A 16,608-nucleotide genomic window follows, 5' to 3' on the forward strand; every position below is an offset into this window, starting at 1 on the left:
CCTAAACTTCTTTCAAATAGTTTTCTAAATCAAGAACAGCTTCTTTCAAGCGTTCTTTGGTGATTAAGACTGGAATCAAGTGTACTTTTTCTTTTGAATCTATGAACTGCACCAACTGATCAATGACTTGTGCATCTTCAGGAAAAATACCCATTTGATGTAAACTCATTGGTAAGTGCAATTCTTGATAAAAGGGGATCAACTGATCGATGACCGTCCATTTTTCTTCAAGCGCTAATTGATAAAACATCCCATAGGCAACCTTTTCCCCGTGAAGAAAACGATGACTCTCAGGAAGATATTTACTGATGGCATCATGCATCGCATGCGCCGCTGCATTGCGGGCATATTTATCGCCTAGCCCGCCTACCATTCCAGCAACTGCAATAACGATCTCCGACAAATGACAAAAGGCGTCTGTCACTTCCTGCCGCTTCATATCTTCAATCGCTTGTTTCGATTGTGTCAAAATAGCTGTTTCGCATAATTTTGCTGTATAGCCTGCCATTTGCAAGAAAGGCTCATTTTTCAAATGTGGTTGGGCTAAGATTGCTTCCGATTCAATCCACTTTGCCAACGTATCTGCTAAACCGGCGATAAAGTAGGAGACTGGTGCATCGATCACTAACGTCGGATCGGTAATCAAAAAAGCAGCCTGTCTTAAATAGTGTTCCGACTTCCCTTCAGATTCTCCCGACTCTTTATACATGACAGACAAGGGTGTCCATGGTGCACAATTACTGGCCAATGTTGGGATCAGTCCAAAGGGTCGATTGACTACATGTGCTGCATATCCCACTAAGTCGGCTAACTTCCCGCCACCAACCCCCAGAATAAAATCGATCGCCAGTTCTTCAACAAGATCAGCAATCAGTCCAGCGCCATAATAGCTACATTCTCCTGTGTAGCGATGATAAAAAATTTCCAAATGCCCATCTTCTAAAAAGGGTAATTTTGGTTTCGCTTTTTCCCATGAAACCGTTCCATGTACGAGCAGCAGTCGTTTTACTTTGTACTCTTTTAATACTTCCGGCACATAGTCGATCGCGCCTTCATGGTAACGATAAACTTGCGGTCCAACCTTTACTTTTAAATCCGTTAGCACGAGCTTCACTCTCCTTTATACAGCCAAAAACCGACTTTCCGCTTGAACAGCACGGTCTGGCAGCAGTCCCTTAACGATTCGTTCAATATCCGTTACACATTTGTTTCCCATCTCTTCTAAGCATTCCATAGTATAAGCTGATGTATGCGGTGTCATAACTATATTTTCAAAAGCTAAATACGGATGATCTTTATGACCAGGCTCTTCCTCTAAGACATCGGTGGCAAGACCAGCGATTTTCCCACTTTTTAATCCGCTTACAATTGCCTCTTCATTCAAAAGTGCGCCACGGGCACTATTGGAGAGATACACTTGATCTTTCATTTTTGAAATTTCTTCAAAGGAAATCATATGATAATTTTCCTCCGTCAAGTTAGCACATAGACAAATAATATCTGATTTTGCTAGCAGCTCGTCTAGCTCGACTTTTTTTCCGCCATAGCTTTGAATATGCAAAGCGGACTTATATGGATCGTATGCCAAAATCTCGCAGCGGAAACCATTTCTCAATATTTCTACTACACAACTTCCAGTATTGCCGACACCAATCACGCCTACTGTCTTGTTAAATAGTGCGCGTCCGACAAAGTTCGCTCGTTTTTCCCATTGATCTTCGCGGACTTTTGTATTCGATTCAACTGTACAGCGCAGAAGCGCCAATAGATTGGTCACATTATTTTCTGCTACTGCATCACGCTCGACCAAAGCTGGAATGATCGAAACAATCGTTTGGTGGTCCTTCGCTGCTTCTAAATCAATATTGTTATAGCCGATCCCGTGGCGTGTGATCAGTAGCAATTCATCTTTGTACTCAAAAAATTCTTTGGTAAAAAATGGGGTAACACTTGCTATAATGATGTTGTATCCCTTAAGCTTTTCTGCCAATTCTTTCCCGTTGATTTCGCTATCGAACGTGAAAGGACTGACAGTTCCGATTGCTTTCAACCGCTCGATATGTTGCGGAAAGATTTTTCCAAAGCTGCTGGAATTCACTATAGCGATCTTAAACTGTTCCATATTCTTCCTCCTTACTCTTTTGCAACAATCTCATGACCACCAAAACCATTCCTTAGCGCAGAGACGACTTTTGCTGAGAAACTGTCTTCTTCTTGGGACAAATTTCTCATAAACAAACTCATAGCGATCGTCGGTACAGCAACATTCATCTCCAAAGCCGTTTCCACTGTCCACCTAGCTTCACCAGAAGCTGCAACAACCCCGCGATATTCCTCCAACTTAGGGCTCTCATTAAATTGGGCCGCTGCGATTTCCATCAGCCAGCTGCGAATAACCGATCCATGATTCCATACCTCCGCGACGGAAGCCAAATCAAAGTTATAGGCACTTTGTTCAATCAATTGAAAGCCTTCACCGATCGCTTGCATCATTCCATATTCGATACCGTTATGGACCATCTTTAGAAAATGACCGCTTCCTGATTCCCCTGCGTAAAGGTAGCCTCCTAAAACAGCCACATCTGCAAACAAAGATTCCACCTCTAAAAAAGCGATCTCATTCCCGCCAATCATCAAACATGCATCTTTTCTAGCTCCGGAAACCCCACCAGAAGTCCCACAATCAAAGTAATGCACCTCTTTTTCTTTAAACCAGGCTGCTCGGCGAATCGAATCTTTGTAATTAGAATTTCCGCCTTCAATCACGATATCTTTCGCTGATACAAGGGTCCATAGTTCTTCAAGAACCCCCTCAGTCACCGTTCCCGCAGGAAGCATCAACCATAAAATCCGTCGGCCGCTAAAGGAATTCGTCAAATCAGCTAGCGTTTGATAGAGTGTGATTCCAGCTTCTTGCGCTGTTTTCTGCGCATGTACCGAAAGATCCAGCCCTTTTACTTGATAACCTTGATCTTTTAAATTGAGGGCTAAGTTCAATCCCATTTTTCCAAGTCCGATAATTCCTACCTCCATGATAGCGCCTCCATTCCATACTTCCATTATACAAAAAAATATTTTTTTGTAAACAATAAAAATAAAAATAATTTTTATTTGCTTTTTTTCTTTAAAAGAGGTAACGTAACAATACAAAGATGATAATGTTCATATAAAGGAGGTAACCGTCTTTGACTGTTTCGATTCGACTGCAAATAAAAACGCTTTATAAAGACTTAAGTCTCAAAGAACAAGCGATTGCCGACTACATTTTGGAAAATCCTAGTAAAGTCAGCCACAGTTCAATCAGTGATTTATCCAATGAATTAGGCATCGCTGATTCGACCTTTTTTCAATTCACAAAAAAACTCGGTTACAACGGATTTAAAGACTTCAAAATGGCAATGCTGATGCAGGAAAATGATTTTTCTGCCATTTCGATCCATGAAAATATCCAGAAGTCTGATAATGAATTGACTATGGCTCAAAAAGTATTTGATTCCAATATGACCACACTGACTGATACCAAAAATCTTTTAAAAGAAGAAGATTTAAAGATTGCTGCTGCAATGATCAATAAATCTAAACGACTTTTTTTCTTCGGCGTTGGTGGTTCAGAAATCGTGGCAACCGATGCCTATCACAAATTTTTGCGCTCGCCGATCACTGTTTTCCACAGCAGTGATTATCACATCCAACTGATGGAGGCTTCATTGTTGACGCCAGATGATTGCGGCATTTTTATCTCTCATACTGGAAAATCAAGAGAAACCATTGAACTAGCTCAAGTTGCCAAAAACAATGGTGCCAAAATTATCGTCATTACTAGCCATGCTGCTTCTCCTTTAGCCAAACTCGGCGACGTGGTTTTCATCTCTATTTCCGAAGAAACTGAGTTTCGCTCAGAGGCATTGGCATCCAGAATCGCTCAACTGAGCATCATGGATTCCCTCTATGTCATCTTAATGTTTATTAATCGAGACAAAGCACAACAATCGATTGCCAAAATTCGGCGCTCCATTTCAAAAATCAAAGAACCCTGAGAAGGGAAGAAAAAAACTTAACATTTTTCTGTGTTTCGCTAAATCTTTTGTGAATCACGGTTGATATGCAAAAAAACTTGTGTGTTTTTTCCTGTCCTCTTCTTTGGTTTCTTAACAACTTTTTCAGTTCTGAAATTCAACTGCGGTGAGCCTGCCAAAAATCTTGTCCCTTACTCTTGCTGATATTCGCAAAAAAACCACATCACAAAGCTATCCGCTCTGTAATGTGGTTTTTTAAGACTATTTTTTGGGGTAAATCAATAACGACTAGACACAATCTCTGCTCCAAAGGGCATCAACGCTAAGCGCGCCATTTTCAATGATTGCGCCGCAAATGGAATGCCGATGATCGTGATGGCTAGAAGGACTGCGCTAGCTAAATGTCCTAAAGCCAGTGGTATACCAGAAAAAATCAACCATAAAATATTGAGAATCACGGACACGCCACCGCCACGGTAAACGATGTCTTTCCCAAATGGTGCTAATGACAAAGTCGCAAACTTAAAACATTGCAGACCAATGGGAATGCCGATGATGGTAATACACCATAAACACCCAGCCAAAAACCATGAGATCGCACCGATCAAGCCGCCAAAGACAAACCAAATCACGTTGCCTAAAAAATTCATCTGATTGCCCTCCTTCTCTTTTAATAAAGACTGCTCCTGTTTTAGCAAAGAAAGCAGAGGACATCGTTAGCACTCAGATGTGCACTAGCGTCCCTGCTCCTTCCCCTGCGCTCTTCTCTTTTTTCTTAATACAAGCGAAATACGTTATTTTGTAAAATGCTTATTGTCCAGAATCAACCGTTGATTCGCTGCTGTTATTTGATTCATTTGAGTCATTGCCGAAGACACCGGTGATCGAAGACCAGATGCCGCTAAAGAAGCTCTTGATATTTTCCCAAAGGCCCTTAGAGGTTTCTTCGATTTGCTTGCGAGCTTCTGACAGATCCAATTCTTTGATGAAGTCATCGAAGATATTGTTGTCTCGCATGTCGCTCATCAAAGAGGTCAATTCAGAAATTTGATTTTCCGTAACGATTCCTTCAAGTCCGTTGTCCTTCAAGGCTTTTTCTACTGTCTCTTGAATATCTGCTTGAGTCAATTCCGTACCATCTGCGGTTTGAGCAGCCAAATCGGTTTTCGCTTGTTCTTGCGCAGCATTCAAAGCTTCATCGGAATAGCCTTCTTTGTCTTTGTTCTCTTCGGTGATCGTAGAAAGCACATCCATCTCATCTTGAGCTACAGCTACTCGATTCTGATTGATGACGCCGCCTGATTCTTCAACGATTTTGTAAACCCCAGCTAAAGCACCGGAACCGTCGATCGGTACAGCAGAAGCAACCGTTAGCTTCGCATCAGTGATCCCTGCCGTCAGCGCCGCATTTTGATACTGGGCTGCGGTGATCCGGGTAATGTTATCTGGTGTCGCGATATCGACAGTGATTCCTGCCCCGCTTTCTAGCGTCTGCATTCTGACCGAGCTATAGACCGCCCAATCTGCGGTAAAGCCACCATCGGGAATGTATTTCATCAAGTCATTACCGTTTGTCGTATAAATCGGTGTTTCGCCTTGGATGCCTAAGCGCTCAAGTGTGTAGTCTTCTTGTGCTTTCGTCAAGGCATTTCCGATCGCCACAGCATTGACTTGCAAACGATCTGAACTGCTGTCAGAGGTACTTGTTTGACTGTCGGTAGTGGCTGTCGTTGCGGTAGAACTGCTTGTTGCAGTGGAACTGCTCGTCGTTGAATTGGTTTCGTCAGCAAAAACTTGTGGTGCTGCTAATAAAACTTGGCTAGATACCAAGAGAGTCGCTAAAATCATCGCTGGTTTTCGAGTCTGTTTTTTCATCACTATATCCTCCAAGTGTTGATCTCTTTTTCAGGGATTTTTCCCTCTTACTGCTGTTATTGTACTATAGGTTTTCTTGCAAAGCCTACGTCTAGGGTCTGAAATGAAGAAAAACTTAGAACTCTGCTGCTATTTAAAAAAGGCGTAATTTGGTATTATCCTTGGCGCAGCAATGCTTTAGGCGCTTTTCTTTTCATCAACTGTTTTTTTAGCAAACCCAACAGCATAGGATTTGAAATGACTGCCCACTTTCCTCAAGCCGAGAAAGGCTCCCGTTAAAACTATCGTATAAAAGAACAACGGAAACCCTCCTAGTGAAAAAAAGACTTTCCCGGATTCCAGAAACAGCGGGTGACTCAGAAAGATCAATCGACTAGCCTCAGCTGTCTGTTTTTCTTGCCAAGTCCGCTTTTGTGGTTGCTGCTTGATCAGCCAAGCAAGGAAAAAAAGAGTCGTCGGCACAAAGAACAGCATGAAATTCTTATCGTCCCCCTGATTGAGATACACCAGTCGACCTTCAATGCCTAATAAGCAAAGAGAGACCGCGAATTTTCTGCCAAGATGCTTCGTGAAAAAAGGACGTTTCTGGTGTTCACCTAAACAAAACCCGCACAGCAAAAAAAGAAACCCATAAAAAAGACCGTTTCTCGTTGTAAAAAATAGGGTCCGATAATTTTGATAAAATACCAATAAAGGTCCACTTAAATAACTGCTGTACGTTTCAAGACAGCCAATCAAATACAAACTGATCGCCAGTAAAAACTGCCACCGATAGCCAAGAAAACGGGTTTTCCTTACTAACCACATGCCAAAGAGCAACGCTGGAAAATACCAAAGATGGTACCAGACCCCTACTGTTAAAAAGCCAGCAGCCAAACCGATGACCCGTAATGGATCGGCAAGATTTTGCTGTCCTAAATAAAACCAACCTAAGGGAAGGTACACGATCGACCAACGCAAATAAAGCTTGAGTTGTCGTTTGCACCATTGCTTCCATGAACAGGTGCTCTTTTGAAAAAAATAGCCATTCAGCAGCAGAAAAAAAGGAACCGCCAAACGACATAAGAGACTCTTTAACAAAAAATGAAGCCCGTTGTTTTCTGCCAGTCGACCACAGTGAACGAGAATCACCAGTAAGGAAGCGAAGAATTGGGTATAGCCAATTGGAACCATAAGGTGTTTTGTCTTCATTCGATCGTTTCTCCTTTCTCCGTCAAATTTGATCAAACATACTTCACTCTACTGGACCTTTCTTTTTATGACCAGCACTGAAAGCTTCCAGAATAGAAAGACAGTGCAACAAGTAGAAACATTGATAAATAAAGGATGTTACCCTTTGTTGCATCGTTAATTTCATAGATCCTCGTTCGCATAGAAAAGAGTTTGCTATAATATATAAGAAGAATGATGGAGGCAAAACAGACACATGGATATTGGGAAAATTATTAAAGAAGAACGCACCAAACGAAATCTCACGCAAGAACAATTGGCGCAGGAATTTTTTGTCACTCGGCAACTGATTTCAAAATGGGAAAACGGCAAGAGCTATCCTGATCTAGACCAAGTAGTCAAACTGAGCAACTATTTTGAATTGACCTTGGACTATTTATTAAAAGAAGACAAACAGATGGTCCAAGAACTCAATCTGACCACTCACCGAAAACGAATTGGCCTCGTATTGATCGCCCTTTTGACTGTTCTCAGTATTAGCTTAAGTACGATTTTGCTGGCAGGATTTTGGATCGATCCAGTCTTTTTCACAAAAGAAGACCTAACGATCACTTCTATTAAAAAGTACCACTTGCCTGCCACTGAGATAACGAATCAGGAAACCGGACAAGTGATTCAGCTGCCTGAAGATACGGAATACTTGATCACTTATACGATCGATCGGCCAATGGTAAAAACGGGCCGTCTGTCGGGTTATAAAGAATACAGCAGCGAAAATGCCAGCCAATTAATGGTTTCGGGTTATCACGGTTTTCATTTTGGCACGCAAACAAGCAAAATCATCATTCGCAGCAATCGCGAAGACAATTTAGCTGCACCAGAATTAAATGCAAACAAGGATCTTTATCTTCGTAATATGAATAAAGCGCGCGCCTATCAAAAATCTGCAGCAGGTGACGCATTTTCTATCGAAGACGAAGGCGATCTCCTCTTTACTGCAGAAGAACTGGAACAATTACCCTTTGAACAAGGACAACTGCCAGAGTAAACAAAAACCACCGAATCGTTTTGATCGGTGGTTTTTTGCTGACTTCTTATCCTAGCAAGATCATTGCGATCGCCGCCAAGGCGTTATTGAGAAAATGCATGGCGATGGCTGTTTCTAAGCGCTTGGTTTTTACATAAATCAACGCCATGATCAGCCCCATAGCACCGTAGATCAAAAACTCGACCAGGTTGGTGACGGAATGGATGATACTAAAAACGGCTACACTTGAAATGATCCCGACTATCGGGTATTTCTTGAATAAAAGGCCGATAAACCCACCACGGAAAACGATTTCTTCCATGATTGGCGCCGCCACAGCGATCAATAGGAAAATCAAAAGCGGATTTTCGCCTGTAAACAGTTCCCCTAACAATGCATCATTCGCGGTCGCCTCTTGATCGGATATATGCTGCAGATACATGGTACCACCAACAGCAACGACTCGACCTAAAACAAAACCACCGATGATCCATAGCCAGTTGCGCTTCGTTGACCACCCAAAGTCAAAGGTGGCAAGTCCTAGCTTCCGAGCCAAATACATCAGTAGGCCAATGTTTGCCAAAAGCAAGGCAATCAACCCGTAGCTCATCATCGCAGGAATCCTCGGCTCTCCTGCTTCCAAATAATAGATTTTTACCACACTGAATACGGTCATCCCTACTTGACTTAGTAAGAATAAGCAAATCAAAATAAATAAGTTCTTTACTGCTTTCATGCTCTCCTCCATTGTTTGCTCATTGCATTTTGCAGGATTGGGTTACGACAAATCATGACACAGTCCATCACTTGGTTCCCCATATATCCAGAAACTGCTTAGCCGCTATCGGCTTGTTTCTAATGATACTGAGTTTCCTCAGTATTTACAACAAATAAAAAATAAAAACAGTTATTTTGCGTATTTTATCCAACAAACCACGTTTTTTCTTTCGCTGCCCTCAAAAAAATATAAGTAGTGTTTGAAAAAAGCGCTCTCTTATGCTACACTGTTCCTACTTTTGTTTGGCTGACGAACCGCTGCCCCAACCATGTTCGTTTGGACCAACTCGTTGCGAGTATTCGATTTCGAATGCTCTTTTTGTCGCGTTTGTCAAAAGAAAGTGAGTGAATCCAAATGATCCAAGTAGAACACCTCAGCAAGACCTTCCAAGTGTCCAAGCGAAAAAGCGGCTTTCGCCAAGCAGCCAAAGCATTTCTTTCTCGTGAAACCACCACCGTCCATGCGTTGCAAGACATTAGCTTTACCATCAATGAAGGCGAAATGGTTGGCTACATCGGGCCTAATGGTGCTGGAAAAAGTACCACCATAAAAATCATGTGCGGGATTTTGACCCCTGATCAAGGCATTTGTCACATCAATGGTCGTACGCCTTGGCAAGAACGTATTCAACATGTCAAAGACATCGGCGTCGTCTTCGGGCAGCGCAGTCAACTCTGGTGGGATGTCCCCGTCAATGACAGCTTTGATTTGATCCGTGATATCTACAAAGTCGACGCTGCTAGTTATCAGCGCAACCTAGAAGAATTAGTCACCTTACTAGATTTAGGTGAGATCTTAAAAACCCCTGCTCGGTCCTTGAGTCTCGGTCAGCGTATGCGCTGTGAGATCGCCGCCTCCTTACTCCATGACCCCAAAATCTTATTTCTTGATGAACCCACCATCGGTTTAGATGCTGTATCAAAGATTGCCGTGCGTCAGTTTATTAAAAAAAGAAACCAAGAAAAAGGCACCACAGTCATCCTGACGACCCACGATATGCAAGATATCGAGGCGCTGACACAGCGAATTCTGTTGATCGGCAAAGGGCAAATTTTGCTGGATGGTCGCCTCGATGAACTAAAGCATCGTTTTTCTGATGTCAAAACGCTGGAGATCGACTATCAAGGGAATGAACCTCATCTGCCAGAAAACGTCCAGCTGCTTCAAAAAGACGTTGGTCGCCTTGTTCTGAAACTTAATCCCAAAGAAGTGTCGGTCGCTCAGCTGCTCAGTCTGCTCAGCAATCAAGTCGAGATCACCGATTTGGCCGTTGCCAGTATCACGGCCGAAGAAATGGTCGCTAAGCTGTATCAGGAGTATCAAATATGAGGAAGTATCAGGCATTTTTCCGCATTCGCTTTATCAATACCTTGCAATACCGCTCGGCGGCGATTGCCGGGATGGCTACGCAACTAGCTTGGGGCTTGATGGAAATTCTGGCATTCCACGCCTTTTACCAAGCAAATCCTAGTGCCTTTCCCATGACCTTTCAACAAACCGTCTCCTATGTTTGGCTCCAGCAAGCCTTCTTGTCTTTATTTATGTTGTGGTTCTTTGAGGCAGAAATTTTCAATACCATCACCACAGGGACGATCGCCTACGAACTTGTGCGGCCGATGGATCTATACAATCGCTGGTTTTGCCAATCGGCTGCCAATCGCTTAGCAAAAGCCCTCTTGCGTTGCGGACCGATTTTTGTGATTGCCTTTTTACTGCCAGCACCTTATCGCTTGATTCTGCCAACAAACATCGTTGCCCTGTTCTTGTTTCTTTTGTCTATGGCGCTGAGTTTAGGTGTAGTGATCGCTATGTCGCAGCTGGTCTATATCTCGACTTTTTACACATTATCCTCCATCGGGGTGCGGATCGTCATCAGCTCCATCGGTGAATTTTTAGCTGGCGGGGTCATTCCTCTGCCTTTCTTTCCACAGCCTTTTCGCCAATTCGTGGAACTATTGCCTTTTGCTTCCATGCAAAACGTCCCGCTGCGAATTTACAACGGGGATCTGACTGGCTTTGCGCTTGTTTCAGCATTGCTCTTACAAGCGTTTTGGCTCATACTTTTGATCGTGATCGGAAAAATTTGGCTGCAGCAGGCACTCAAGCGTGTCGTTGTGCAAGGAGGTTAAGGAATATGGTTTATTGGCATTATTTTTGTATTCATCTCAAAAGTCAGATGCAGTATAAGGTTTCCTTTGTGTTAACTGCTTTGGGACAATTTCTAGGTTCCTTTACCGCTTTTTTAGGCATTTGGTTTATGTTTACCCGGTTTCATCAAGTGGATGGCTTTACCTTTGAGGAAGTCCTGCTTTCCTTTGCGACGGTTTTGTTTGCCTTTTCGATTGCGGAATGCTTCTTTCGCGGGTTCGATCTTTTTCCACAAATGATCAGTAATGGCGAGTTCGATCGGGCACTCGTGCGCCCTCGATCCTTGATCTTTCAAGTCTTAGCTTCCAAAATGGAGTTCTCTCGTCTCGGTCGTTTTATTCAAGCCTTGCTGTTGTTTGCTTATGCGATTCCCAATAGTGGAATTGCTTGGCATTTTGGAAATGTCCTGACTCTTTTTTTAATGATCGTCTGCGGCGCCCTCTTTTTCGCCCTATTGTTCTTAGTGTATGCCGCCATTTCCTTCTTTACGATCCAAGGACTTGAATTTATGAATATTTTTACCGATGGTGCCCGAGAATTTGGCCGCTACCCATTTAGTATCTACGGAAAACATGTCTTGCGTTTGTTGACCTACGTCGTGCCGATGGCTTGGTTTCAGTATTATCCGTTTTTGTATGTCATTGGTCGCGTAACTAATCCTTGGTGGATCTTATCACCGTCGGTTTGTCTGCTCTTTGCCTTTCCCGCCTTCTTCTTTTGGCGAGTAGGTTTGAAGAATTATATTTCTACGGGTTCGTAGAACAAGCAAGAAGCCCTTATTGACATCAATCATTGAAGACGCATCCTCTAATGATGGGTGCTCTTTTTCTTTTCGATAATTGTAAAATTGCTCAGTCGCTTTTTATTTGAGCAATCACGTCACTGATATACTGTAAATATTTATCCCCTTAAAGACAAAAACTGGCTAGGAAAAGCAAGCAATCTCTGGTAAGATAAATAAAAACGTAAAAGAGGACCAGTTATGGAATATTTAGCGATTTTACTTGTTTTCTTTCTATTGAATGTAGTGATACTTGTACTTGGATTGAAGAAGAAACGAATCATGCTGCTTTTTCTGTCACTCTCTGGTTTATTGTTGGTTTGCTTGATTGCCATTTCTTACGTTTTCTTCTATTCAAATACACTTTAAGTTGTCAAAAACACGGGGAGATGGCTACGAACCTACCGAAACAAACGAGGCTGTTTTAGTCATTACACCCGATTTAGAAGCTATTGGACACACAATTTGTGTCCACCTTCAAACAAATCGCTGTTCTTTTGCTCTTTATCAAGTCTAGCGAAAGCAACATATGCACCTTTGATGTCGGTGATACCGTCCCCATCTTCGCAGTAACCTTTGTGGATGCCCGTGCGTTCGCCGATCACTCTTCCAAGTCCGAGGTAGAACGATGTACCACTTATGTTTTTTTGCAAAGTAGATTGACAGTGGCTACAGGCGACCAATCAGTCGTAAACGACAAGTTTGTTAAAATCACACGAAAAAACCAGAACCCCCGAAAGGATCGTTCTGGTTTTTTTGCTGATTTGATTATCTAGAGAAACGACCTAAATCGCTCTGATTCTAGCCAAATTTCTGAAAGAGAATTATAGAAGGATTCTCCTAGCTGATCCGTCATCGACGCTGTTTTCTCGATTTAACAATAAAGCGAAAAAGCGGATTCTACGCTTTTTTCGGTCCTTTCGTCACTTCACAAACAGCTTCTGCTGCTAATTTCCCAGAAGTCAATGCCCAGGCATTATTGGCACCAGATGGAGAGTCTGATCCCATGACGCCTCCCACAACTTCACCTGCAGCATAGAGCCCTTTAATGGGCTGGTTTTGCTGATTCAAAACTTGCAACGAACGATTGACCGCTAACCCACCTAGCGTAGTCGCAAACCGAGGCTTTTGTTCGATAAGATAATAGGGACCTGCACCAATCGGTTCTTGCAAGTATTCAGGTGCACGGTGAAACTCTTCGTCGCTTCCTTGCGCTACCCAGTAGTTAAAATTATCCACTGTTTCGATCAGTTGTTCTACAGGCATCTGCGCTTTGATGGCTAACTGTTCTAACGTGGCAGCTTTAAGAATACGAGGTGTGGCCTTTCCTTCTTGCGCAATCCAACAAGCCAGCTCTTCACTGGTGATTCCGCCTTCTGCTACACCTTGGCTGAAATGCTCAAAGTGTTTGCCGTCTAGAAATAAATAAAGCATTGGCGAGCGTTGTCTTAATAATGCTTCTAATACTAGCTTATTGCTAGCTCGTTCGTTGACTACCCGCTTTCCAAATTGATTCACTAGAATACCGTTTTCTTTCAACACGATCAGATTGCCACCAATCGTTGATTTCGCCACCCCTTGAGAAACTTCCAATCCATTGGGATAGATTTTTCCTTGATCCATCGCTCGCGTTTGTGCCTTTAAAGCAGGAATGGTTGCCATCAACAGACCATCGCCGGTGGCAGATTTTGGTCCATAATACAAAATTTGCTTGAATCTTTCCTTGAGTAAGGAGGCATTATTCCCATAGCCACCGGTTGTCATAATGACCGTTGGGGCATAGATCATATGAGTTTTCCCTGATTCTTCGACGGCTTTGACGCCTATGACATTATTTTGATCATCTACTAGTAGCTGTTGGGCTTTCGTTTGGAGCAAGACCTGAACCCCACTATTCTGTAGTGTTTTACGGACGGTCTGGGCAAATCCAGCGCCGCCCCCTTGATAAGCAAGTTCGCGATTTTTTTGATATTCTGGTAGGACGTGCAGCCCTTGCTCCATATCGTAGGCTACACCTAAGTATTCATGGACCCAATCTGTGGTTTCTCCTACGTTCTCAGCGAAAAGGGTCAAAAGGTTTCGATCGTTCAGCCCATTCCCGTTTTCCAGAAAATCAGCCACCATTGCTGTCGGTGTATCATCTTTTACACCAGCAATCTGTTGTAGTTTCGAACCAGTCACGATTTGGTTTCCACCACTAATAGAGATCGCTCCACCCACAAAACTTAATTTTTCCAGTAAGATGACCTTTCGTTCTAACTGATCCGCTCGCAATGCAGCAGCAAGCCCAGCGGCGCCTGAGCCAATGATCACTACATCAACTGCTTCTTCAACCACTTCTTCTGACCAAGCCACGACTGGCTTTGGCCGTGCTTTGAGGACCTCTACATCGGCGCCTGCAAGTTTTACCGCTTCTTCCACCCCTGCGATCACCCCTTGACTGGAAGCAGAAGCACCAGAAACAGCATCGACATTCAGCGTTTGTCCTTCAATGATCTGTGCCGGAATTCTCGTAAAGACTAAATCAGATAAACCTTCAGATTCATTGCCTTTATCAATCGTAATCTTTTCAATCGTTTCCTTTGAAAAAGTCACTTGCATTTCAATCGGACTATTGTGTCCTTGGGCTTGTACAAGATATGTCCCTGGTTGGTAAGCGACTTTCCGCTTTTGGAGTTCTTTCAAGCGTTCATGCTTTTGTTTCTCCTCTTCTGGATCAATGACCATATCTTCCATAAACTGCCACAATGGTGTTGGGATTTTCAACTCACTTTGCGCATGACTAAGAGCAAAATGACGAACAACTTTCTTCTCGGCGATCATCTGAACCCAATTAGGTTCGACTAAAAATCCTTTCCCGATGGCAAGCAAATCGTAGCCAATTTTCAGTGCTGCTTCTGCGTCTTCTCGTTGCAAGATAGAGCCCACTCCTATAATCGGAATAGTCGAAAGTTCAGGCGAACGCATTGTTAAAAACTTCACAATCAATGGCTCGCTGCTCTCGTTATCAATAATAGAACTGCGATGATAGGTTCCCATTGAAAAATGAAGGTACTCTGGCTTGCTTTTCGCTAGTTGATTCAACAAGTACATCGTTTCTTCAAAACAAATCCCAGGCTTTTCCATTTCTTCTGGCGAAAAACGATAACCGATAACAAAGTCTTCAACCGATTCTTCTTGACGGACCCGCTGTACTTCTTTTAATACGGCTAATGGAAAGTGCGCTCTTTTTTCCAGACTGCCTCCCCAATGGTCGTTTCTGTGATTTGAATGGGGCGAGAAAAATTGTTGGATCAAAAAGGTATTCGCACCATGTATCTCCACACCATCGTAACCAGCTTTGATGGCACGCTTAGTCGCATCTCCAAATCGTTGAATCATCGTTAGGATCTCATCATTACTCATTTCTTTCGGAACAGGTGCGTTTGGTCGTAACGCTGCGACGGGACTTGCACAAATCGGCTGGGCTCCGCCATTATACTCAGGCCATGCCATTCGTCCAGCATGATAAATTTGCAGGATCGCTTTCGAGCCTTTTTCTTTGATGGCTTTTGCTAATCTAGTGAGCCCAGCAATTTTCTTGTCTGTATCTACCCCGAGTGCTCCCGGAAACCCACGCCCATGTTCTTCGATAAAGCAGCTTTCTACGATCACTGCCGCAGCTGCACCGGCACGACAGCGATAGTATTCAATGATCTCTTCCGTTATTTCACCATCGTAAAAAGCAGATTGAGTTGTCATAGGTGCCATAACGAGTCGATTTTTAAGTTCAACGCCAGAAGATAGTTTGATTGGTTCAAATAATTCTTTTTTCATAAAAATCAGTTCCTTTCAAATAGCTTGCTTCGTCAGACCGCATGTATTAAGGCATCACGAAATACACCCATCTTTTTCTAAAAATCAGAAAAGGATGAGTGCACTTCTTATTCAATTGTTTTCTATTTCATTTCCCCGTTAGTTTTGGTTTTCCGGCCGAGAATTGATGGCATACTGTTTACGCCCACCAGGTTTTGGTACTTGATCCCCCATCATGATCCCAAAACCGCCTTCAACACGTAATTCGTGCCCGTTCGTATAATCGGAACGTTCGCTGGCTAAGTAAAGGACTGCATTAGCAATGTCTTGCACATCGCCGATTCGCTTATTGGCAGTTAAACGTTTCCGCCCCTCTTCAACTTCTGGGTCTGCATAAAAGCTTGCGGATAAAGGTGTCTTCACAAAGCATGGCAAGACACAATTGCTGCGAAGGCCGTACTGACCCCACTCTGCAGCCATTTGTTTCGACATCATATTAACTCCAGCCTTACTTGGGCTATACGCACCAGAATATGTTTCAGGGCTGATTGAGGCGATCGTTGAGACATGCACCATCCGCCCTGATTTTTGTGCGATCATCACTCGCCCGATTCTTTGAGAAACCAAGAAGTAGCCGTTTAAGTTGACGTCGATCACTTGTTTCCATTCTTCAAATGGTAGATCTTCAAGCAATGAAAATTTCAAAATAGCCGCTGTGTTTACCAAAACATCAATGCGGCCAAAATCTTCTTTGACCTTTTCTGCCAATGCATCTACCTGCGCTTCGATCGTCGAATTGCAAACATAGCTGTTTACTTTCACACCAAATTGATCTGCTAGCTGTACTGCATAGTTGGCAAGGTTTTCCTCATGTAAATCAACTAATGCAAGTTGTGCGCCTTGATCAGCAAAGTCCTGTGCAATTTTTTTCCCCATACCGCCTAAAGCGCCGGTAATGACTACAACCTCATTCTTAAGATTCAACCAAGATTGCTCCATCATTTATACCACCTCTAAT

General features: G+C 43.1%; 15 protein-coding genes. 6 read left to right on the forward strand and 9 right to left on the reverse strand.

Going from position 1 to position 16,608, the window contains the following annotated elements:
• Position 1: 1 nt before the first annotated feature.
• Genes A5877_RS05820 through gnd form a run of 3 tightly spaced genes read right to left on the reverse strand, consistent with a single transcriptional unit; the run spans position 2 to position 3,033 of the window.
• The gene (locus A5877_RS05820) at positions 2 to 1,105 is read right to left on the reverse strand and encodes an iron-containing alcohol dehydrogenase family protein (protein WP_086316545.1); all 1,104 of its coding nucleotides are present in this window, start codon (positions 1,103 to 1,105) and stop codon (positions 2 to 4) included.
• Positions 1,106 to 1,120: 15 nt separating this feature from the next.
• On the reverse strand, positions 1,121 to 2,122 hold the full coding sequence (locus A5877_RS05825; protein WP_008380570.1) for a D-isomer specific 2-hydroxyacid dehydrogenase family protein: 1,002 nt from the start codon (positions 2,120 to 2,122) through the stop codon (positions 1,121 to 1,123).
• Between the two features lie 11 nt (positions 2,123 to 2,133).
• A complete protein-coding gene (gnd, locus tag A5877_RS05830) occupies positions 2,134 to 3,033 on the reverse strand; it encodes a phosphogluconate dehydrogenase (NAD(+)-dependent, decarboxylating) (RefSeq protein ID WP_008380568.1) in 900 nt (299 codons plus the stop codon).
• Positions 3,034 to 3,185: 152 nt separating this feature from the next.
• Here gnd and A5877_RS05835 point away from each other — a divergent pair, with 152 nt between their 5' ends.
• Positions 3,186 to 4,037: a MurR/RpiR family transcriptional regulator gene (locus A5877_RS05835; protein ID WP_008380566.1), complete on the forward strand. Its 852-nt coding sequence runs from the start codon at positions 3,186 to 3,188 to the stop codon at positions 4,035 to 4,037.
• A gap of 257 nt (positions 4,038 to 4,294) precedes the next feature.
• On the opposite strand, the gene A5877_RS05840 is transcribed toward A5877_RS05835, so the two are convergent.
• From A5877_RS05840 to A5877_RS05850, 3 genes are all read right to left on the reverse strand, one after another.
• A complete protein-coding gene (locus tag A5877_RS05840; RefSeq protein WP_008380564.1) occupies positions 4,295 to 4,666 on the reverse strand; it encodes a YccF domain-containing protein in 372 nt (123 codons plus the stop codon).
• A 160-nt stretch (positions 4,667 to 4,826) separates the two neighbouring features.
• Positions 4,827 to 5,891, reverse strand: coding sequence for a DUF1002 domain-containing protein (locus tag A5877_RS05845; RefSeq protein WP_008380562.1), 1,065 nt, complete (start codon positions 5,889 to 5,891; stop codon positions 4,827 to 4,829).
• Positions 5,892 to 6,068: 177 nt separating this feature from the next.
• A complete protein-coding gene (locus A5877_RS05850; protein WP_086298042.1) occupies positions 6,069 to 7,082 on the reverse strand; it encodes an acyltransferase in 1,014 nt (337 codons plus the stop codon).
• Between the two features lie 235 nt (positions 7,083 to 7,317).
• Here A5877_RS05850 and A5877_RS05855 point away from each other — a divergent pair, with 235 nt between their 5' ends.
• On the forward strand, positions 7,318 to 8,109 hold the full coding sequence (locus A5877_RS05855) for a helix-turn-helix domain-containing protein (protein WP_061053219.1): 792 nt from the start codon (positions 7,318 to 7,320) through the stop codon (positions 8,107 to 8,109).
• A 46-nt stretch (positions 8,110 to 8,155) separates the two neighbouring features.
• On the opposite strand, the gene A5877_RS05860 is transcribed toward A5877_RS05855, so the two are convergent.
• On the reverse strand, positions 8,156 to 8,824 hold the full coding sequence (locus tag A5877_RS05860) for a CPBP family intramembrane glutamic endopeptidase (protein WP_086316546.1): 669 nt from the start codon (positions 8,822 to 8,824) through the stop codon (positions 8,156 to 8,158).
• A 396-nt stretch (positions 8,825 to 9,220) separates the two neighbouring features.
• Between A5877_RS05860 and A5877_RS05865 the strand changes: the two genes are divergently transcribed.
• The 4 genes from A5877_RS05865 to A5877_RS17280 all read left to right on the forward strand — a co-directional run bounded on the left by A5877_RS05865 (position 9,221) and on the right by A5877_RS17280 (position 12,164).
• Positions 9,221 to 10,195: an ATP-binding cassette domain-containing protein gene (locus A5877_RS05865; protein ID WP_016612782.1), complete on the forward strand. Its 975-nt coding sequence runs from the start codon at positions 9,221 to 9,223 to the stop codon at positions 10,193 to 10,195.
• Positions 10,192 to 10,995 carry a hypothetical protein gene (locus A5877_RS05870; protein ID WP_061053220.1) on the forward strand — a complete coding sequence of 268 codons (804 nt, stop codon included), beginning with the start codon at positions 10,192 to 10,194 and terminating at the stop codon, positions 10,993 to 10,995. The genes A5877_RS05865 and A5877_RS05870 overlap by 4 nt, the downstream gene beginning before the upstream one ends.
• A 5-nt stretch (positions 10,996 to 11,000) precedes the next feature.
• Positions 11,001 to 11,774: an ABC transporter permease gene (locus A5877_RS05875; RefSeq protein ID WP_061053221.1), complete on the forward strand. Its 774-nt coding sequence runs from the start codon at positions 11,001 to 11,003 to the stop codon at positions 11,772 to 11,774.
• Positions 11,775 to 11,996: 222 nt separating this feature from the next.
• A complete protein-coding gene (locus A5877_RS17280; protein WP_005234033.1) occupies positions 11,997 to 12,164 on the forward strand; it encodes a hypothetical protein in 168 nt (55 codons plus the stop codon).
• A 531-nt stretch (positions 12,165 to 12,695) separates the two neighbouring features.
• Here A5877_RS17280 and A5877_RS05880 read toward each other — a convergent pair.
• Both A5877_RS05880 and A5877_RS05885 read right to left on the reverse strand, forming a co-directional pair.
• Positions 12,696 to 15,611: an NADH-dependent flavin oxidoreductase gene (locus A5877_RS05880; RefSeq protein WP_086316547.1), complete on the reverse strand. Its 2,916-nt coding sequence runs from the start codon at positions 15,609 to 15,611 to the stop codon at positions 12,696 to 12,698.
• A 138-nt stretch (positions 15,612 to 15,749) separates the two neighbouring features.
• A complete protein-coding gene (locus tag A5877_RS05885) occupies positions 15,750 to 16,589 on the reverse strand; it encodes an SDR family NAD(P)-dependent oxidoreductase (protein ID WP_176273509.1) in 840 nt (279 codons plus the stop codon).
• Positions 16,590 to 16,608 lie beyond the last annotated feature (19 nt).

The sequence above is a fragment of the Enterococcus sp. 3C7_DIV0644 genome, from assembly GCF_002141235.1.
GTDB classification, from domain to species: Bacteria; Bacillota; Bacilli; order Lactobacillales; family Enterococcaceae; genus Enterococcus_D; species Enterococcus_D entomosocium.